13 protein-coding genes are annotated in these 12,844 nt (G+C 35.5%); 2 read left to right on the forward strand and 11 right to left on the reverse strand.

Features of this window, described 5'->3' with window-relative positions; genetic code table 11:
* Positions 1 to 18: 18 nt before the first annotated feature.
* The 6 genes from metA to NST63_RS23195 all read right to left on the reverse strand — a co-directional run bounded on the left by metA (position 19) and on the right by NST63_RS23195 (position 6,570).
* Positions 19 to 930: a homoserine O-acetyltransferase MetA gene (gene metA / locus NST63_RS23170; protein WP_341043838.1), complete on the reverse strand. Its 912-nt coding sequence runs from the start codon at positions 928 to 930 to the stop codon at positions 19 to 21.
* A gap of 198 nt (positions 931 to 1,128) precedes the next feature.
* Positions 1,129 to 1,692, reverse strand: a complete 564-nt coding sequence (locus NST63_RS23175; protein ID WP_341043839.1) for a GNAT family N-acetyltransferase — start codon at positions 1,690 to 1,692, stop codon at positions 1,129 to 1,131.
* A gap of 22 nt (positions 1,693 to 1,714) precedes the next feature.
* Complete coding sequence (locus tag NST63_RS23180) at positions 1,715 to 2,779, reverse strand: C45 family autoproteolytic acyltransferase/hydolase (protein WP_212943639.1); 1,065 nt, start codon at positions 2,777 to 2,779, stop codon at positions 1,715 to 1,717.
* A gap of 210 nt (positions 2,780 to 2,989) precedes the next feature.
* Entirely contained in the window at positions 2,990 to 4,441 is a 1,452-nt protein-coding gene (locus NST63_RS23185; RefSeq protein ID WP_341043840.1) for a hypothetical protein, read from the reverse strand.
* Positions 4,441 to 5,874, reverse strand: a complete 1,434-nt coding sequence (locus NST63_RS23190; protein ID WP_212943636.1) for a sensor histidine kinase — start codon at positions 5,872 to 5,874, stop codon at positions 4,441 to 4,443. Before NST63_RS23190 ends, NST63_RS23185 begins: the two co-directional genes overlap by 1 nt.
* Before the next feature lie 3 nt (positions 5,875 to 5,877).
* Entirely contained in the window at positions 5,878 to 6,570 is a 693-nt protein-coding gene (locus NST63_RS23195) for a response regulator transcription factor (protein WP_242598174.1), read from the reverse strand.
* Positions 6,571 to 6,983: 413 nt separating this feature from the next.
* Between NST63_RS23195 and NST63_RS23200 the strand changes: the two genes are divergently transcribed.
* Positions 6,984 to 7,319 carry a hypothetical protein gene (locus NST63_RS23200; RefSeq protein WP_212943634.1) on the forward strand — a complete coding sequence of 112 codons (336 nt, stop codon included), beginning with the start codon at positions 6,984 to 6,986 and terminating at the stop codon, positions 7,317 to 7,319.
* A gap of 196 nt (positions 7,320 to 7,515) precedes the next feature.
* Here NST63_RS23200 and NST63_RS23205 read toward each other — a convergent pair whose 3' ends face one another.
* The 3 genes from NST63_RS23205 to NST63_RS23215 all read right to left on the reverse strand — a co-directional run bounded on the left by NST63_RS23205 (position 7,516) and on the right by NST63_RS23215 (position 9,602).
* A complete protein-coding gene (locus NST63_RS23205; protein WP_212943633.1) occupies positions 7,516 to 8,274 on the reverse strand; it encodes a MerR family transcriptional regulator in 759 nt (252 codons plus the stop codon).
* 255 nt (positions 8,275 to 8,529) lie between these two features.
* Positions 8,530 to 8,985: an NUDIX hydrolase gene (locus tag NST63_RS23210; RefSeq protein ID WP_212943632.1), complete on the reverse strand. Its 456-nt coding sequence runs from the start codon at positions 8,983 to 8,985 to the stop codon at positions 8,530 to 8,532.
* A complete protein-coding gene (locus tag NST63_RS23215) occupies positions 8,985 to 9,602 on the reverse strand; it encodes a histidine phosphatase family protein (RefSeq protein ID WP_212943631.1) in 618 nt (205 codons plus the stop codon). Before NST63_RS23215 ends, NST63_RS23210 begins: the two co-directional genes overlap by 1 nt.
* A gap of 105 nt (positions 9,603 to 9,707) precedes the next feature.
* Between NST63_RS23215 and NST63_RS23220 the strand changes: the two genes are divergently transcribed.
* Positions 9,708 to 10,073, forward strand: a complete 366-nt coding sequence (locus tag NST63_RS23220; protein WP_341043841.1) for a DoxX family protein — start codon at positions 9,708 to 9,710, stop codon at positions 10,071 to 10,073.
* Between the two features lie 105 nt (positions 10,074 to 10,178).
* On the opposite strand, the gene nagE is transcribed toward NST63_RS23220, so the two are convergent.
* Both nagE and NST63_RS23230 read right to left on the reverse strand, forming a co-directional pair.
* The gene (nagE, locus tag NST63_RS23225; protein ID WP_212943627.1) at positions 10,179 to 11,654 is read right to left on the reverse strand and encodes an N-acetylglucosamine-specific PTS transporter subunit IIBC; all 1,476 of its coding nucleotides are present in this window, start codon (positions 11,652 to 11,654) and stop codon (positions 10,179 to 10,181) included.
* Between the two features lie 371 nt (positions 11,655 to 12,025).
* On the reverse strand, positions 12,026 to 12,844 hold the full coding sequence (locus NST63_RS23230; RefSeq protein WP_071976438.1) for a PRD domain-containing protein: 819 nt from the start codon (positions 12,842 to 12,844) through the stop codon (positions 12,026 to 12,028).

Raw genomic sequence — 12,844 nt, forward strand, 5'->3', positions numbered from 1 at the left:
CCTCTTTACTATTTCGTCTTATTCCCACTGATACGGCGTTTCTTGATATACATAATAGTTAAGCCAATTTGAAAATAGGAGATGTGCATGGGAACGCCACCTATGGAGCGGTTTCTCATTAGGATTGTCATTTGGAAAGTAGTGTTTTGGCATGTAGACCTCACCTATACCCTTTAACTGGTCCCGTGTATATTCCTCAGCTAGTGTCCAGGCATCATATTCTAAATGACCTGTCATCATTATTTGTCGCCCATCTTTGGACATGAACAAAAACGGGCCTGCTTCATCCGATTCTGATAGTAACATTAGATTATCGGAATCAACCATTTCATTTCTTAAATTACCTGTATATCGTGAATGTGGAGCGAGAAACTCTTCATCAAAGCCGCGAACGATTTTTACCGTCGGATCTAATACACGATGCTTAAATACTCCTGTTAATTTTTTGCCAAGTTCATATTTATCAATACCAAAATGGTGATACAGAGCTGCCTGGGCTCCCCAACAAATATGAAGAGTCGAGGTTACATTCGTTTTTGTCCACTCCATAATTTCTACCATTTCCGGCCAATAGTCCACTTCATCAAATCTTAAAAGTTCAATCGGGGCTCCTGTGATAATCATTCCATCAAAACGGCGATGTTTTATATTCTTAAAGGTTGTGTAAAATTGTTCAAGATGGGATTTGCTCACATTTTTAGATTCATGTGATTCCATATGCAAAAACATAATATTCAATTGTAGGGGTGAATTACCTAAAAGCCGAAGTAATTGTACTTCTGTTCTCTCCTTTTCAGGCATCAGATTTAAAATAAGAATATTTAATGGACGAATATCCTGGCTGTTCGCTCGTTCATCGTCCATAACAAAAATATTTTCTTGTTCCAAAATTTCACGTGCAGGTAATTGTCTCGGTATATTAATTGGCAATGGAAGTCCCCCTGTATCTGAATTTTTTCAATAATCCCATTATAGAATGATAGGAGCTATTTGTCATCATTAGCAACATTTTCTTATAGATGAAGGAGCCATTGTTTTTTTTATAAGAGTAAAATTTGAAGCCGAATGAAACATTAAAAATATGAGAAAAAGCTGTCTGAAGATAAGATCAGACAGCTCTGCCAACAATTAATCTATGATTTTCACCATATAATCATAATCATGTCCATTAATTTGGATTACTTGTTCCTTCTTGTATCCTAAACGCGTATATAATTGACATGCTTTTGGATTATCCTTCGCTACATTTAGAGAGATTCGGTTAAAGCCTTTTTCTGAAGCTAATTTTTCAGCCGCTTGAATAAGGTGAGTTCCAATTCGTTGGCCTTGATAATCAGGATTTACACAAACTGTATCTATATAGTAATCTTCTAATTCAGCCTCTTTATCGATCACAATTTCTTTTTCCTCACCCGATTGCTTTAATCGATCAATAATTGGTTTATCTAACATTTGAGCGTCCGCTCCAGAATAGATAATAATAATTCCCATAATTGCTTGATCAGTAGTAGCCACTAAACAATTTTGAAAGCTAAGGCGATTTCTCTCTTGAGTAAATAACTGAGCGAGAACTTGTCTTATTTTTGTCTCTTCCTTTTCTCCAGTTAGGGTTTCAGCAATATCTTTTATTGCTAGATGGATAAGATTTGCTGCTTCAACTGCATCCCTTTTTTCTGCAGGTCTTATAAACATGACTCTATTTCCTCCTAAATCATTAGCTTTTAAACCAGTCCGCACCCTCATCCATATGCACAAATGGAATGTCAGTGTCAACAATTCCTATCATACGTTCCAAACTCAGGTCCTCACCACTCAGCCATTTAGCAAAATCTAATTTGACTGGCTCATGATCTCCACCTAAGGCGAACCATGCTTCCATTTTTCTTGGTAAATATCCGGAAGTATGAATGGTACCTGCCCAACTTCCATATAGATTTGAAAAAACACCTTTATCTGTATCATTCAATAAACGGAAGGCTTCCATGGCTCCTTCGAGGTGCTCTTGATGGTGACGCAAGACTTCTAATCTCCGCTTGGAATCGACCAGATGATTGCGGTTCTCATGCTTCATTATTTCAAAATGATTGGTACACATATTGGTTTGACGAACTTCTACTCTACGAGGTGAGGTTTCAACGGCAATTGATTCACCACTTTGATCAAATACGACATAGGTAAAAGAATGTCGATGAGGAATTTCTTTTAGCATTTCTACTGCCTCATGCACATTTGCACATGACTCTAGTATTAACCGGCCAATCATACAACAAATGAACCCATCTCCTGGGTTTTTCCGATGCATAAAATTATATCCTATTACCAATCCTTTTTCATTCATTCCATCCATTCGTCCCGTCACTCTCTGGCTCGGTCCAATAATGGCATATCCTTTATCTGTAGGTTGAAAAAGTGTATAACGCCCTTCATAAGTTTTTGGATGGTAGTCATAGTTACGAATTAAATAATCTTCCCCTGTTAGGATTGAGCAACCTGAACGAACATAATCTAAGCGATATCCGCCAAACTCCATTAATATTCGATCCATTGGCCATTCTAATGCAGACTGCATCCCTAATAATTCATCCCAAATGCCAGGAGCAAAAGGAATAACTGCCTCTTTTACCTCTTCCTCTTGTACTTGAAAACGTGGCTTCCGAACCTTCCATTGATTTTTACGATTTTTAACTATAAGTGAATTTTTTAATTTTTCCCCTTGTAAATATCCAAAATCATAATGAGTTCCACGAAATTGGATGATCTCACTATATACTTGTTTCACTTTAATCCCTCTTTTGTGTTAGTGATTTTCCTAAAAAACATATGGCTATTTAGGTAAAGTGTTAACTATTAAATATAGGTTGAAGACCGTCGCCCCTCTGCCACTCACTGAGAAACTCCATTAGAACTCGCTGAATTCTTATGAAGTGAAAATCCGGCAGTAGGGCTTTTATAAAAGCAATAAACGATACAAAAGCAATCTTTCCTTAAATCATTTTTCCTTGAAAGGGATGAACTTTCTTTGAACAATTTCTCCCCACTTCTCAACATAATGTCCAAGTGACCATTCAGCCATGACAATTGAATCTCCTTCATTTAATGGAATTTCCTTCAATGGATGCTTTGAGATATTCCCTTTTTTGAGCGAATAAATATAAATTGTATCTGTAGATATCAATATTAATAGATCTTTATTTGGAGATTCATACGCATCGATCACCCAAGGCATTTTCGATTTGATTTCTCCCCAAGGAATGTTCATTTCATCATATTGGATTAATTTTGAAGGAACCATAACATTGATGTCAAAATCCTCGTAATTCTTTGATCCGATAGGCTGCTTATAATAGAGTCTGCCTCGTATAATCCAATGGCCATTACGTCTTTCTAAAATGAAATTATCATCTATTGGTTCAGGATTAAGAAGTTGTGCCTTCTTTTTTTCCAGCGATGCAATAAATGCCTCACTTGAACGAATTAATGCATTGGAAGAATGTTTAATAGTTACATCTGAAAGTGTAATCCCTTTTCCCCCGCTAATATGATCAATTGGAAGCACCTGATAGCGTTGAAAACGCTCTGTGCCAATGTAATCATTTCCAACAAAAACTATTCTTCGCTCACTATTTTCTGTAAGAATATTTCTAGACTTTAATTCTAGCTTACTTGGTGCCGCAACATCGGGCTTAACATATAGGCTTCCACCCACACCTTCGTTGGCTTTTTTATACCCTATTTCCCAAAATCCTTTCTTCCTTGGGACAAAAAGTTGTTCAGTCTCCATGACTGGATGCAATTTTTTATTAATATAGCTGATCCACAAGGTTTTGTAGGTATTGTCATGAGAACGAATCCCGAGCAAGAGTCCTGATTTAAATGGATTATTGTCCTCACTTTCACTGCTAGCATTGATTTTTGCATTTTTTAAATCATTGGATTTCTTTCCTACATGAACGTTATCTGATTGTTTTTCTAATTTAAAGAAACCATCTTCCACAGATACATACAAGGTTTGATCATTTATCTTCATAAATTCATAGAAAATTTGATTGTTTGAAGTGACAGTAATTATATCCATTCTTTTATCATGAATTCCGATTTGTTCTGGCGTGATTTTAAATTTATTCTGCATATAATCAACCGCCGACACATTAATCATCTTATATTCGGGTTTCAAACATTCATCTTTACCAAAAACACATACTTCATGATTAAATTTAGCCGTTTTCCCGATATAATCTTGAATTTGATCACTTTTTTTTATATGATCTTCATCTGCCGTTATAAACTCTGCAATCTTCCACGTCCCCTTAATGGTTATCCTCTCATTTATGGGTGGAGCAATTTTTCCACCAATACTGAAGTCTCTTGATGTACATCCCATTAAGGTAGCCATCATTAACAATAGGAATAGGGTCAGTACCCTATGTAATTTTTGCTTCATCATGATACCCCTGTATGATTGATTTCAAGTGGTAGCTTAACAATAACTTCTGTCCCCACATTTACTTCACTTTTAAATAGGAGACTTCCCTTATGAAGTTTGACTATTTCATCACATATAGAAAGACCTAAACCTGTATGTGCTTTACTATTTTTTCCTTTATAAAACTTTTCCGTAATTCTTGGCAATTCTTCTTTACTTATTCCACATCCTGTATCAATTACAGACATGATAACCGCATCTTTCTCCATATAACCACGCAGAGAGACTGTACCATCAGAAGGAGTAAATTTTAAGGCGTTCCCTAAAAGATTAATCAGTACCTGTTTAATTCGATCTCCGTCTAGTTCAATAAGTGGGAGTTCCTCACACTCTACTTGCAAATGTATCCCTTCTCGCATTGCCTTTGGCCGCATTTGTTTTTCAATAAAATGAAAAATATCTTTAAGATCTGTTTTTTTCTTGTTTAAAGAAATTTTCCCTGAAGCAAAGCTTGAAAAGTCAAGAAGTTCTTCAACCATTATGGCTAGTCTGTCACTTTCCTTTTCAATTATCGTCAAGCCATCATCAAATATTTTTGTTTCGTTTCGATCAACCCGACTTAATGTTGAAGCCCAGCCCTTTATTGAAGTAAGAGGAGTTCTCAGCTCGTGAGAAACCAAGGAGATAAAATCATCTTTGATTTCTTCCCTTTTCTTTATTTCCTCTGCCATATAGTTTAACGTATCCACTAGTTTTCCAATCTCATCATTTCTATTTTTCTTTATTCGTATTTCTAAATTACCTCCGGCCATAATCTCTGCTGCATTTGTTACCTCTCTTAGTGGAAGTACAATACTTGAAGAGAGAATTAAACCAATAGCACCAGTAATCACAATTACAACAATCCCTATACTAATAAAGATAAGTGTAATATTCCTAATTACTTTATCAACGGCTGATAGTGAGGTAATGAATCGCAATACCCCTACCACTTCTCCATCTGATTTCAAAGGATAGGACACAGTCATTACCTTTTCGCGCCCATAGTCAACTTTTCCAATACTAACGCCCTTCTTTCCTGCCAACGCATCATAGAAATCAGAGCTACCTAGAGTTTGTTTATTTTCTACTCCAATTGAATCTAATAGAACCCTGCCTTTCAAATCAACAATTTGCACCTGTGCATTCGTTTGCTGCCAAAAAACATCTACATTATCAATGACATTCTCTTCGAGCGGAACATTGGAAAAATACTTTGAATAAAAGTCCGAGGAAATTTTAATTTGATTTGTTAATACGTTTTCGACATTATGATAGAAGTAATATCTAGTAAAATAAATAAGTAACGCTTCAAAGACTAACACACTTATGAGGATAATAATGATGAAATTACCAACAAGTCTTGTTTTTATACTTTTTGAAGAAACACTTTTGTTTCTTTTCTTGAACATCTGCTAATCCTTCCTCCATCGATAGCCAGTACCCCATACGGTTTCAATAAATAAATCCTTTGACGTTTTATCTTCTATCTTCACTCGCAGCCTTCTTATATTTACATCAACAATTTTATGATCCCCTACAAAATCACTGCCCCATATTGTATCCAATAAAGCATTTCTTGAAAAAGCTTTTCCCGGATTTTCCATAAACAATTGTAATAAATGAAACTCCTTTGGAGTTAGTGATAATTCTTTATCATTCTTATAAGCCTTTTTGGAATATGTATCAATAACAAATGGTCCATATGTGACATTTTGACTTTGTACTTGGTCATGCTTTTCTCCAACTCTTCTCACTAAAGATTTCGCACGCAAAATGAGCTCCATTGGATTAAATGGTTTAACAACATAATCATCTGCTCCGAGCTCTAACCCCTTAATTTTATCCAAATCCTGCCCTTTTGCAGTAAGCATAATAATACCTATATCAGGAAATTCTTGTCTCAATGATTCACATACTTGATAGCCATCTATCCCGGGTAACATCACGTCTAAGATAACAATATCGGGATGTTCTGAGCTCGCCATCATTAATCCCTTTTCGCCCGACTCCGCTTCTATCACTTGAAAATTATGCATATTAAAATTAATTTTTATAAAGCCCCGAATACTTTCTTCATCTTCAATAATTAACACTTTATTACTCAACTACAATCTCCTCCAAAAAAATTCTGATCTCTTCAGTCTAAATATTATGTTACTATCATTGTAATTGAAATAGCTACATGATAAAACATCAAATGATGACTTTTAATCTTAATAGCTAAAAAGGGGCATTTCTCATACATTGTTACTAATTATGCAATGTTTTAACTAATTGAAATGACAAGTCTTTCATTCCACTGAGAAAAGTGCTGTAAACTTCATAAGAACGCGCAAACCCTTTATTAGGAATAAAACCGGCAGTAGAACTTTCATATATAGATAAGTTTTTTACATTTAAATGTTGACGCTCTTTAGAAAGATATAAATCATAATATTTAGATGCCATTGGTAATATAAACCAAACTTGTGTTAGATTTAATATAAGAAAAAAAGAAAGGACAATGGGGGGAGTTCATTTGTTTAAAAGCTTAAAAAAGTCCCTTTTTCAAAGAGATACTACCATTCGTTTTGAGTTGGATAATTGGTATAAGTGGTACAAAGAGCCTCTGAAGTTTCATAACGCAGTTCTCTTACACCTTGAAAATGAAGGCTATCATGTAGAAACTATAAAAGTGGTTGAAAAAGTGACTAGTAACACTATTTCAATATTACTTATCGATGGAGTTCAATACGAACTTAAAATTGAAAATGCTCTACTCCTAGGTCCTACTCAACAAGTTATTTTAAAGGCTGTTTCCCGTATAGTTTGTTGCTCTTTTAAAAGCCCAACTGCCGACTTTTACACTCAATAAAGTTTTTCAGTGGTTCTTATGGAGATTGCAGCTTTTTCCTCAGTAAAATGAAAGGCAAAACTTTTAAGGAAGGGGGTGCCATATTAAATAAGACATCCCCCTTTTTTTAATAAAGCTGAAGTTTATTGGAAATTCTATTTTTCTTCGAACTAGTCACTGTCTACTTTATTTTCTCCTTTATTCTAACTACTACCTGTTATTGCTTCGTATAAATTTGAATCGCATTCTTTAAAAACTCTGCCATTCCTGGTTGTTCTTCATCATAATAAGCAGTAAATCTTTCATCGGCAACATACATTTGTGCGAGTCCTACATGTGCTTCCTTACTGTAATCTTTCCAATAATATGAGAGCCATTGCCTATGCAAATCAGCGGCTTTTTGAGCAATATCATTTGCTGGGTCTCCTGTTGCAAAAGCTTCCGCCAAAGTTTCCTTTACTAGTTTCTCTAATTTCGTTACTTCTTCATATTGCTCCTCTGTCATATTCATTAGTTTTGCATTGGACTGGTCAACTGTTCCATTCCCATATTTTTTGCGGATTTCTTCCCCATATTCCTTTTCATTATTCTCAATCATTTTTTTCTTAAATCCTTCAAATTTTTCTTGATCTGACATATGAATTCTCCCTTCTGATAATTGAATGGTTCTATCTACATTTGCAATTAAGACGTCTAATTGTTTCCTTTTTTCGAGGAGTTTTTCACGGTGCTCTCTAAGTGCTTGGGTTCCATCAAAGGAAGGGGATGTGATAATTTTCTTAATACGATCTAGGCTGACACCTAATTCGCGATAAAATAAAATTTGCTGCAAACGATCCACTTCTCCTTGACCATATACCCGATATCCAGATGAATTGATTCTTGCCGGCTTAAGAATTCCAATCTCATCATAGTATCGGAGTGTTCTTGTACTTACCCCTGCCAATTTACCAAGCTTTTGCACAGTATATTCCATGAGCTCACCTCCTCTACTTTCAAGATACACCTTCACGTAACGTAAAGGTCAAGACCATTTTAATAAAAAGGCTGTTTTCGTATTGTATGTTGCTTTTATAAAAGCCCCACTACCGGTAATTACACCTATTAAAAGGTTCAGCGGTTCTTATGAAAAGTGAGAACCACAAGTAAAATTCTATTAAAATCATTGCTATAAATAAAAAAGCCTCGATACAATCGAAGCTATCTTCATTAAATCATTTAAATTTGAAATTCAATTAAAATAGTTATCATAAACCGCTTCAAAATAACTTTTCGTTTCATAATGAGTCAATCTCTGCAACACTTCTAACTTATTAAGAAATAGAATTTCATTGATTTCATTATCCTTTGCCTTGAGTACAGAAGGTTTCCCCTTATATTCAACGATAAACATGGTCGTCATTTGTTTATCATACCCTGTTTGTTCAGTGAATTCCTTACTAAATGCAAAACAAATCGGTTCAGCAAGTTGTTTGATGATTTGATAATTCCTTGAACCTGTTTCCTCTTCTAATTCCCTTATTAACGCACTTGAAAGGCTGTCATCCGACTGCTCTACCCCTCCTTTTGGAAAATCCCATTCTCCTTTAAATTCACTAGCACCCTTTAGTGTGCGTATTTTCACCTTATGTACAAGCATAAACTTTGTGCCATGAAATACAATTGCCCCCACCGCATATCGAATCATTACAAGATCCCCTTAGAAAGATGCGTAATATCACCTTCCAAGGTTATTTCTGATTCGGTATCCACTTCAATAATTGTAAGGCTCGTATCATATATATATGGAGGTGACCAAAGCTTTTCAAGGGGGAATTGTTTGAAATGCGCTAATAGAGACTTGATGAATACTGTATGTGTCACAACAAGTATATTTCCTTCGTCATTTTCAGCTAATATACGTTTTAATGCCTTTTGAACCCTTTCTTGTAGCTGAGCAAAGCTCTCTCCGGTTTCAGATTGATATAAATGTGGCGTGTTCCAAAAGGCGTTGTATTCTTTAGGATACTCCTTCTCAAGGAACTCTTGTGTTTGCCCCTCCCACTCTCCTAGATGTATTTCTCTAAAACAATCATCTATTATCATTGGATAGTTTCTATCACCTATAATAAGTTCAGCGGTTTTAATCGTTCGAGTACTTGGACTTACGTAAACTGATTGAAATTTTATATTTCTGAGCCTATGTCCAAGCGAGATTGCATTGTTTATGCCTGTTTCAGTCAGCTCAGAATCCTTCCACCCTTGTAACCGTCTTTGTCGATTCCAGTCGGTTTCACCGTGTCTTGTCACAAACAGTCTAATCAATTTTATCCCTCCTTATATTTAGTTTAATTATTTTCAGAATTTTTGTCCATTTGTACATAGCTTGTCACCAAACGTGCATATAGATATAAGGGGAGGAGGAGATGTATGTATACGTCCTTAGCCATTATTCGATATCTTATTGCCTATGTTTTCATCACCTCAGGACTTATGAAACTACTTAATGAGGAATTGGGTAATTACTTTATTAGCCTCGGACTTCCATTTCCGGTTATATTAATGTATATAGTCGCAGCTCTAGAGGTCGTGTGCGGTGTATTGATCTTAATGAATAGAGTGATTAAACTTGCGACAATTCCTTTAATCGGAATCATGCTGGGAGCCCTACTAGTTACTAAAATGCCAATTTTACATTCTAGTATAATCTCATTTGCATTTAATGCTCGTCTAGACATTATCATGCTTGTCCTATTAATTACACTATACAGCCGTGCAACTAAACAACCATATTAAAAGAGGTGTTTATATAGGAGTCAACTCACCCCTTAATAAGCACCTCTTCATTTTGTTTCCCTATTTAATTATATTTGAATGCTGATGCAAGTTGTTTATATAAATTCAGGCACCTTTTTCATCACGTATTTTTGCAATTTCATCAGCGACAAATTGTACAGATGTTCCTACAACAACTTGAATATGATTCGAACCTACGACTTTAATTCCTGGAACACCGGCTGATTTTATTTTATTTTGATCGACCGCATTCATATTTCGCACATCTACTCTTAAGCGGGTAATACAATTGTCAACACCAGTGACATTTGCATCTCCCCCTAAACCTTCATAAATGATCGCAGCCATATTCGCAAATTTGCTTCCTGAAGCACCTGTAGTAGCCGTTGATTCCCCAAGTACTCCCTCGCCAACTGCAACAGGATCATCCTCTCTACCTGGTGTTTTCAAGTTGAATTTCACGATCAAGAATCTGAATAAGAAATAGTAAATAACTGCAAATACTAGTCCTTGAAGAATTAACATATATGGCTGGTTAGCGATTGGAACTCGTAAACTTAAGAAAAAGTCGATAAAGCCCCCACTAAAGCTAAATCCTGCCGTCCAATGGAACAATGCCGCTATTGTTAACGAAAGTCCCATTAAAATTGCATGCACAAAATAAAGCGCTGGTGCAACAAACATAAAAGCAAATTCAAGCGGTTCTGTTACTCCTGTAAAGAATGCAGCAAATCCAGCAGCTAACATTAATGATGCCGTTACTTTTTTCTGCTTTGTTTTTGCTGTATGGTACATTGCAAGCGCAGCTGCCGGTAATCCAAACATCATAACTGGGAAGAATCCAGCTTGATACATTCCTGTAATTCCCTTTTCACCTTTATTTGACCAGAAGTTACCAATATCATTAATTCCAGCTACATCAAACCAAAATACATTATTTAACGCATGATGCAAGCCAGTCGGAATTAATAATCTATTAAAGAATCCATACAACCCAGCACCGGCAGCACCTAATTTACTGATTGATTCTCCGAAGGAAACAAGTCCAGTATAGACCACTGGCCATACGAAGAATAGTATAACCGATACCACTAACATTAAAAATGCTGTCACAATAGGAACGAGTCGTTTCCCACTAAAAAACGCAAATGCTGCAGGTAGTTGTACTTTACTAAAGCGATTATACATGCTTGCAGCAATTAATCCTGAAATAATCCCAACAAATGCATTATCTATTTTTGAAAAGGCAGGATCTACATTAGCCTCTTCAATTCCTTGCAACATGGCAACAGAATCAGGAGAAAGCAAAGTTTTCACTACTAAAAATGCTACTAACCCACTTAATGCTGCTGCACCGTCCTTTTGTTTTGACATCCCCAGCGCCAACCCAACTGCGAAGAGAATTGGAATATTATTTAATATAGAGTTACCCGCCTTAATTAAAAACGCTGCGACTGGACTTCCTTCTCCCCATCCAGTTGGATCAATCCAATATCCAATCCCAGTAAGAATGGCTGCCGCTGGTAATACGGCGACTGGAAGCATTAACGACTTACCCATTCTTTGAAAATAGTTCATCATTTTTCGTTCTCCTCCTAAAAATACAGAATAATCAGTCTCTTTTAGATCTAAATATTTTGATATTAGATTCATTCATAATCAAAAGATCATACATATACTTAATTTTCTAAATAGGGTTATACTGAATAATTAAATTACCAAATAGCTAAAACATTCCATTCCCGTCACATAGTACTTCATGCAATTCCACTTGAATGTGTCAATCTTTAATGAAATATCTAGTGACATTAGTAGTAAGTAATATAAAGTAAATAAGAGCCGTTCTTTATTCTGTGTTTTAGCTAAATGATGGCAAGTTTAACAAACATATACATAATTTATTCATAGTATAACTCCTTACATCTCACCCCCTTTAATTTATCTATATCCATTTATTGCTTTTGTAATCTTTCAATATGCAGGGTAATATATCCTAATTCGTGGTCTGGCAAGACTATGCCATGTTGTGATGATACTTTCTTAGCCACTTCTAACGTACATTGATAGGAGAGTGGAAATTTCTTTTTGATCATGTCCAGCATCTCTTCATCCATTGTATTCACTTCTGACTGATTAATACGAGTTAAAGCAAATCGTAAATGCGTGATCAGTCGATGGTAAGAAATATCATCTTCACTTACTTTAATTTGTAAAAACTTTGTGATGGTCTCAACAATATCCCTAATAATCGTTGTTTGTATGACTGTTTGTCGCATATCACCACCCTGAACCTTCATTGTATGTATATGAAGGGCAATATACGCAGCCTCATCGATGGGCATATCAATATTACAAGACTCCTTAATATGCTTAATTGCCCAAAGCCCAATTTCAAACTCTTTTTTATACAATATTCTTATCTCATGGAGAAGCTTGTTTTTTAATTGAATTCCTTCACGTTCTCTTTCAATTGCAAACGAAAGATGATCCGTCAGTGCGATATGAATATGTTCATTTAACTTTGTTCCAATATAATCCTCAGCAAAGGAAATAATTTTTTCCGAGATGATAAAATGCTCTTCCGGTATCCGACTTAGCAGCTGTTGAAGCTTCTCATTTTCCTTCATTACGAAAAGTTTTTCTATTTTCCCTGAATTTAAAATATCATTTCTCTTCTTACCAAAGGCAATTCCTGCTCCAACCGCAATCTTCTCCTGCTGATTATCTACTACAATCACAGCATTATTATTAAGAATCTTTGATATCTTCAT

It is taken from the genome of Heyndrickxia sp. FSL W8-0496 (assembly GCF_038007825.1).
Classification (GTDB): Bacteria; Bacillota; Bacilli; order Bacillales; family Bacillaceae_C; genus Heyndrickxia; species Heyndrickxia oleronia.

Excerpts from the sequence above, each read along its gene's own strand:
- NST63_RS23175 (WP_341043839.1), bottom strand. The coding sequence starts at position 1,692 with ATGTTTATAAGACCTGCAGAAAAAAGGGATGCAGTTGAAGCAGCAAAT.
- NST63_RS23185 (WP_341043840.1), bottom strand. The coding sequence starts at position 4,441 with ATGAAGCAAAAATTACATAGGGTACTGACCCTATTCCTATTGTTAATG.
- NST63_RS23190 (WP_212943636.1), bottom strand. The coding sequence starts at position 5,874 with ATGTTCAAGAAAAGAAACAAAAGTGTTTCTTCAAAAAGTATAAAAACA.
- NST63_RS23205 (WP_212943633.1), bottom strand. The coding sequence starts at position 8,274 with ATGGAATATACTGTGCAAAAGCTTGGTAAATTGGCAGGGGTAAGTACA.
- NST63_RS23210 (WP_212943632.1), bottom strand. The coding sequence starts at position 8,985 with ATGATTCGATATGCGGTGGGGGCAATTGTATTTCATGGCACAAAGTTT.
- NST63_RS23220 (WP_341043841.1), top strand. The coding sequence starts at position 9,708 with ATGTATACGTCCTTAGCCATTATTCGATATCTTATTGCCTATGTTTTC.
- nagE (WP_212943627.1), bottom strand. The coding sequence starts at position 11,654 with ATGATGAACTATTTTCAAAGAATGGGTAAGTCGTTAATGCTTCCAGTC.
- NST63_RS23230 (WP_071976438.1), bottom strand. The coding sequence starts at position 12,844 with ATGAAGATATCAAAGATTCTTAATAATAATGCTGTGATTGTAGTAGAT.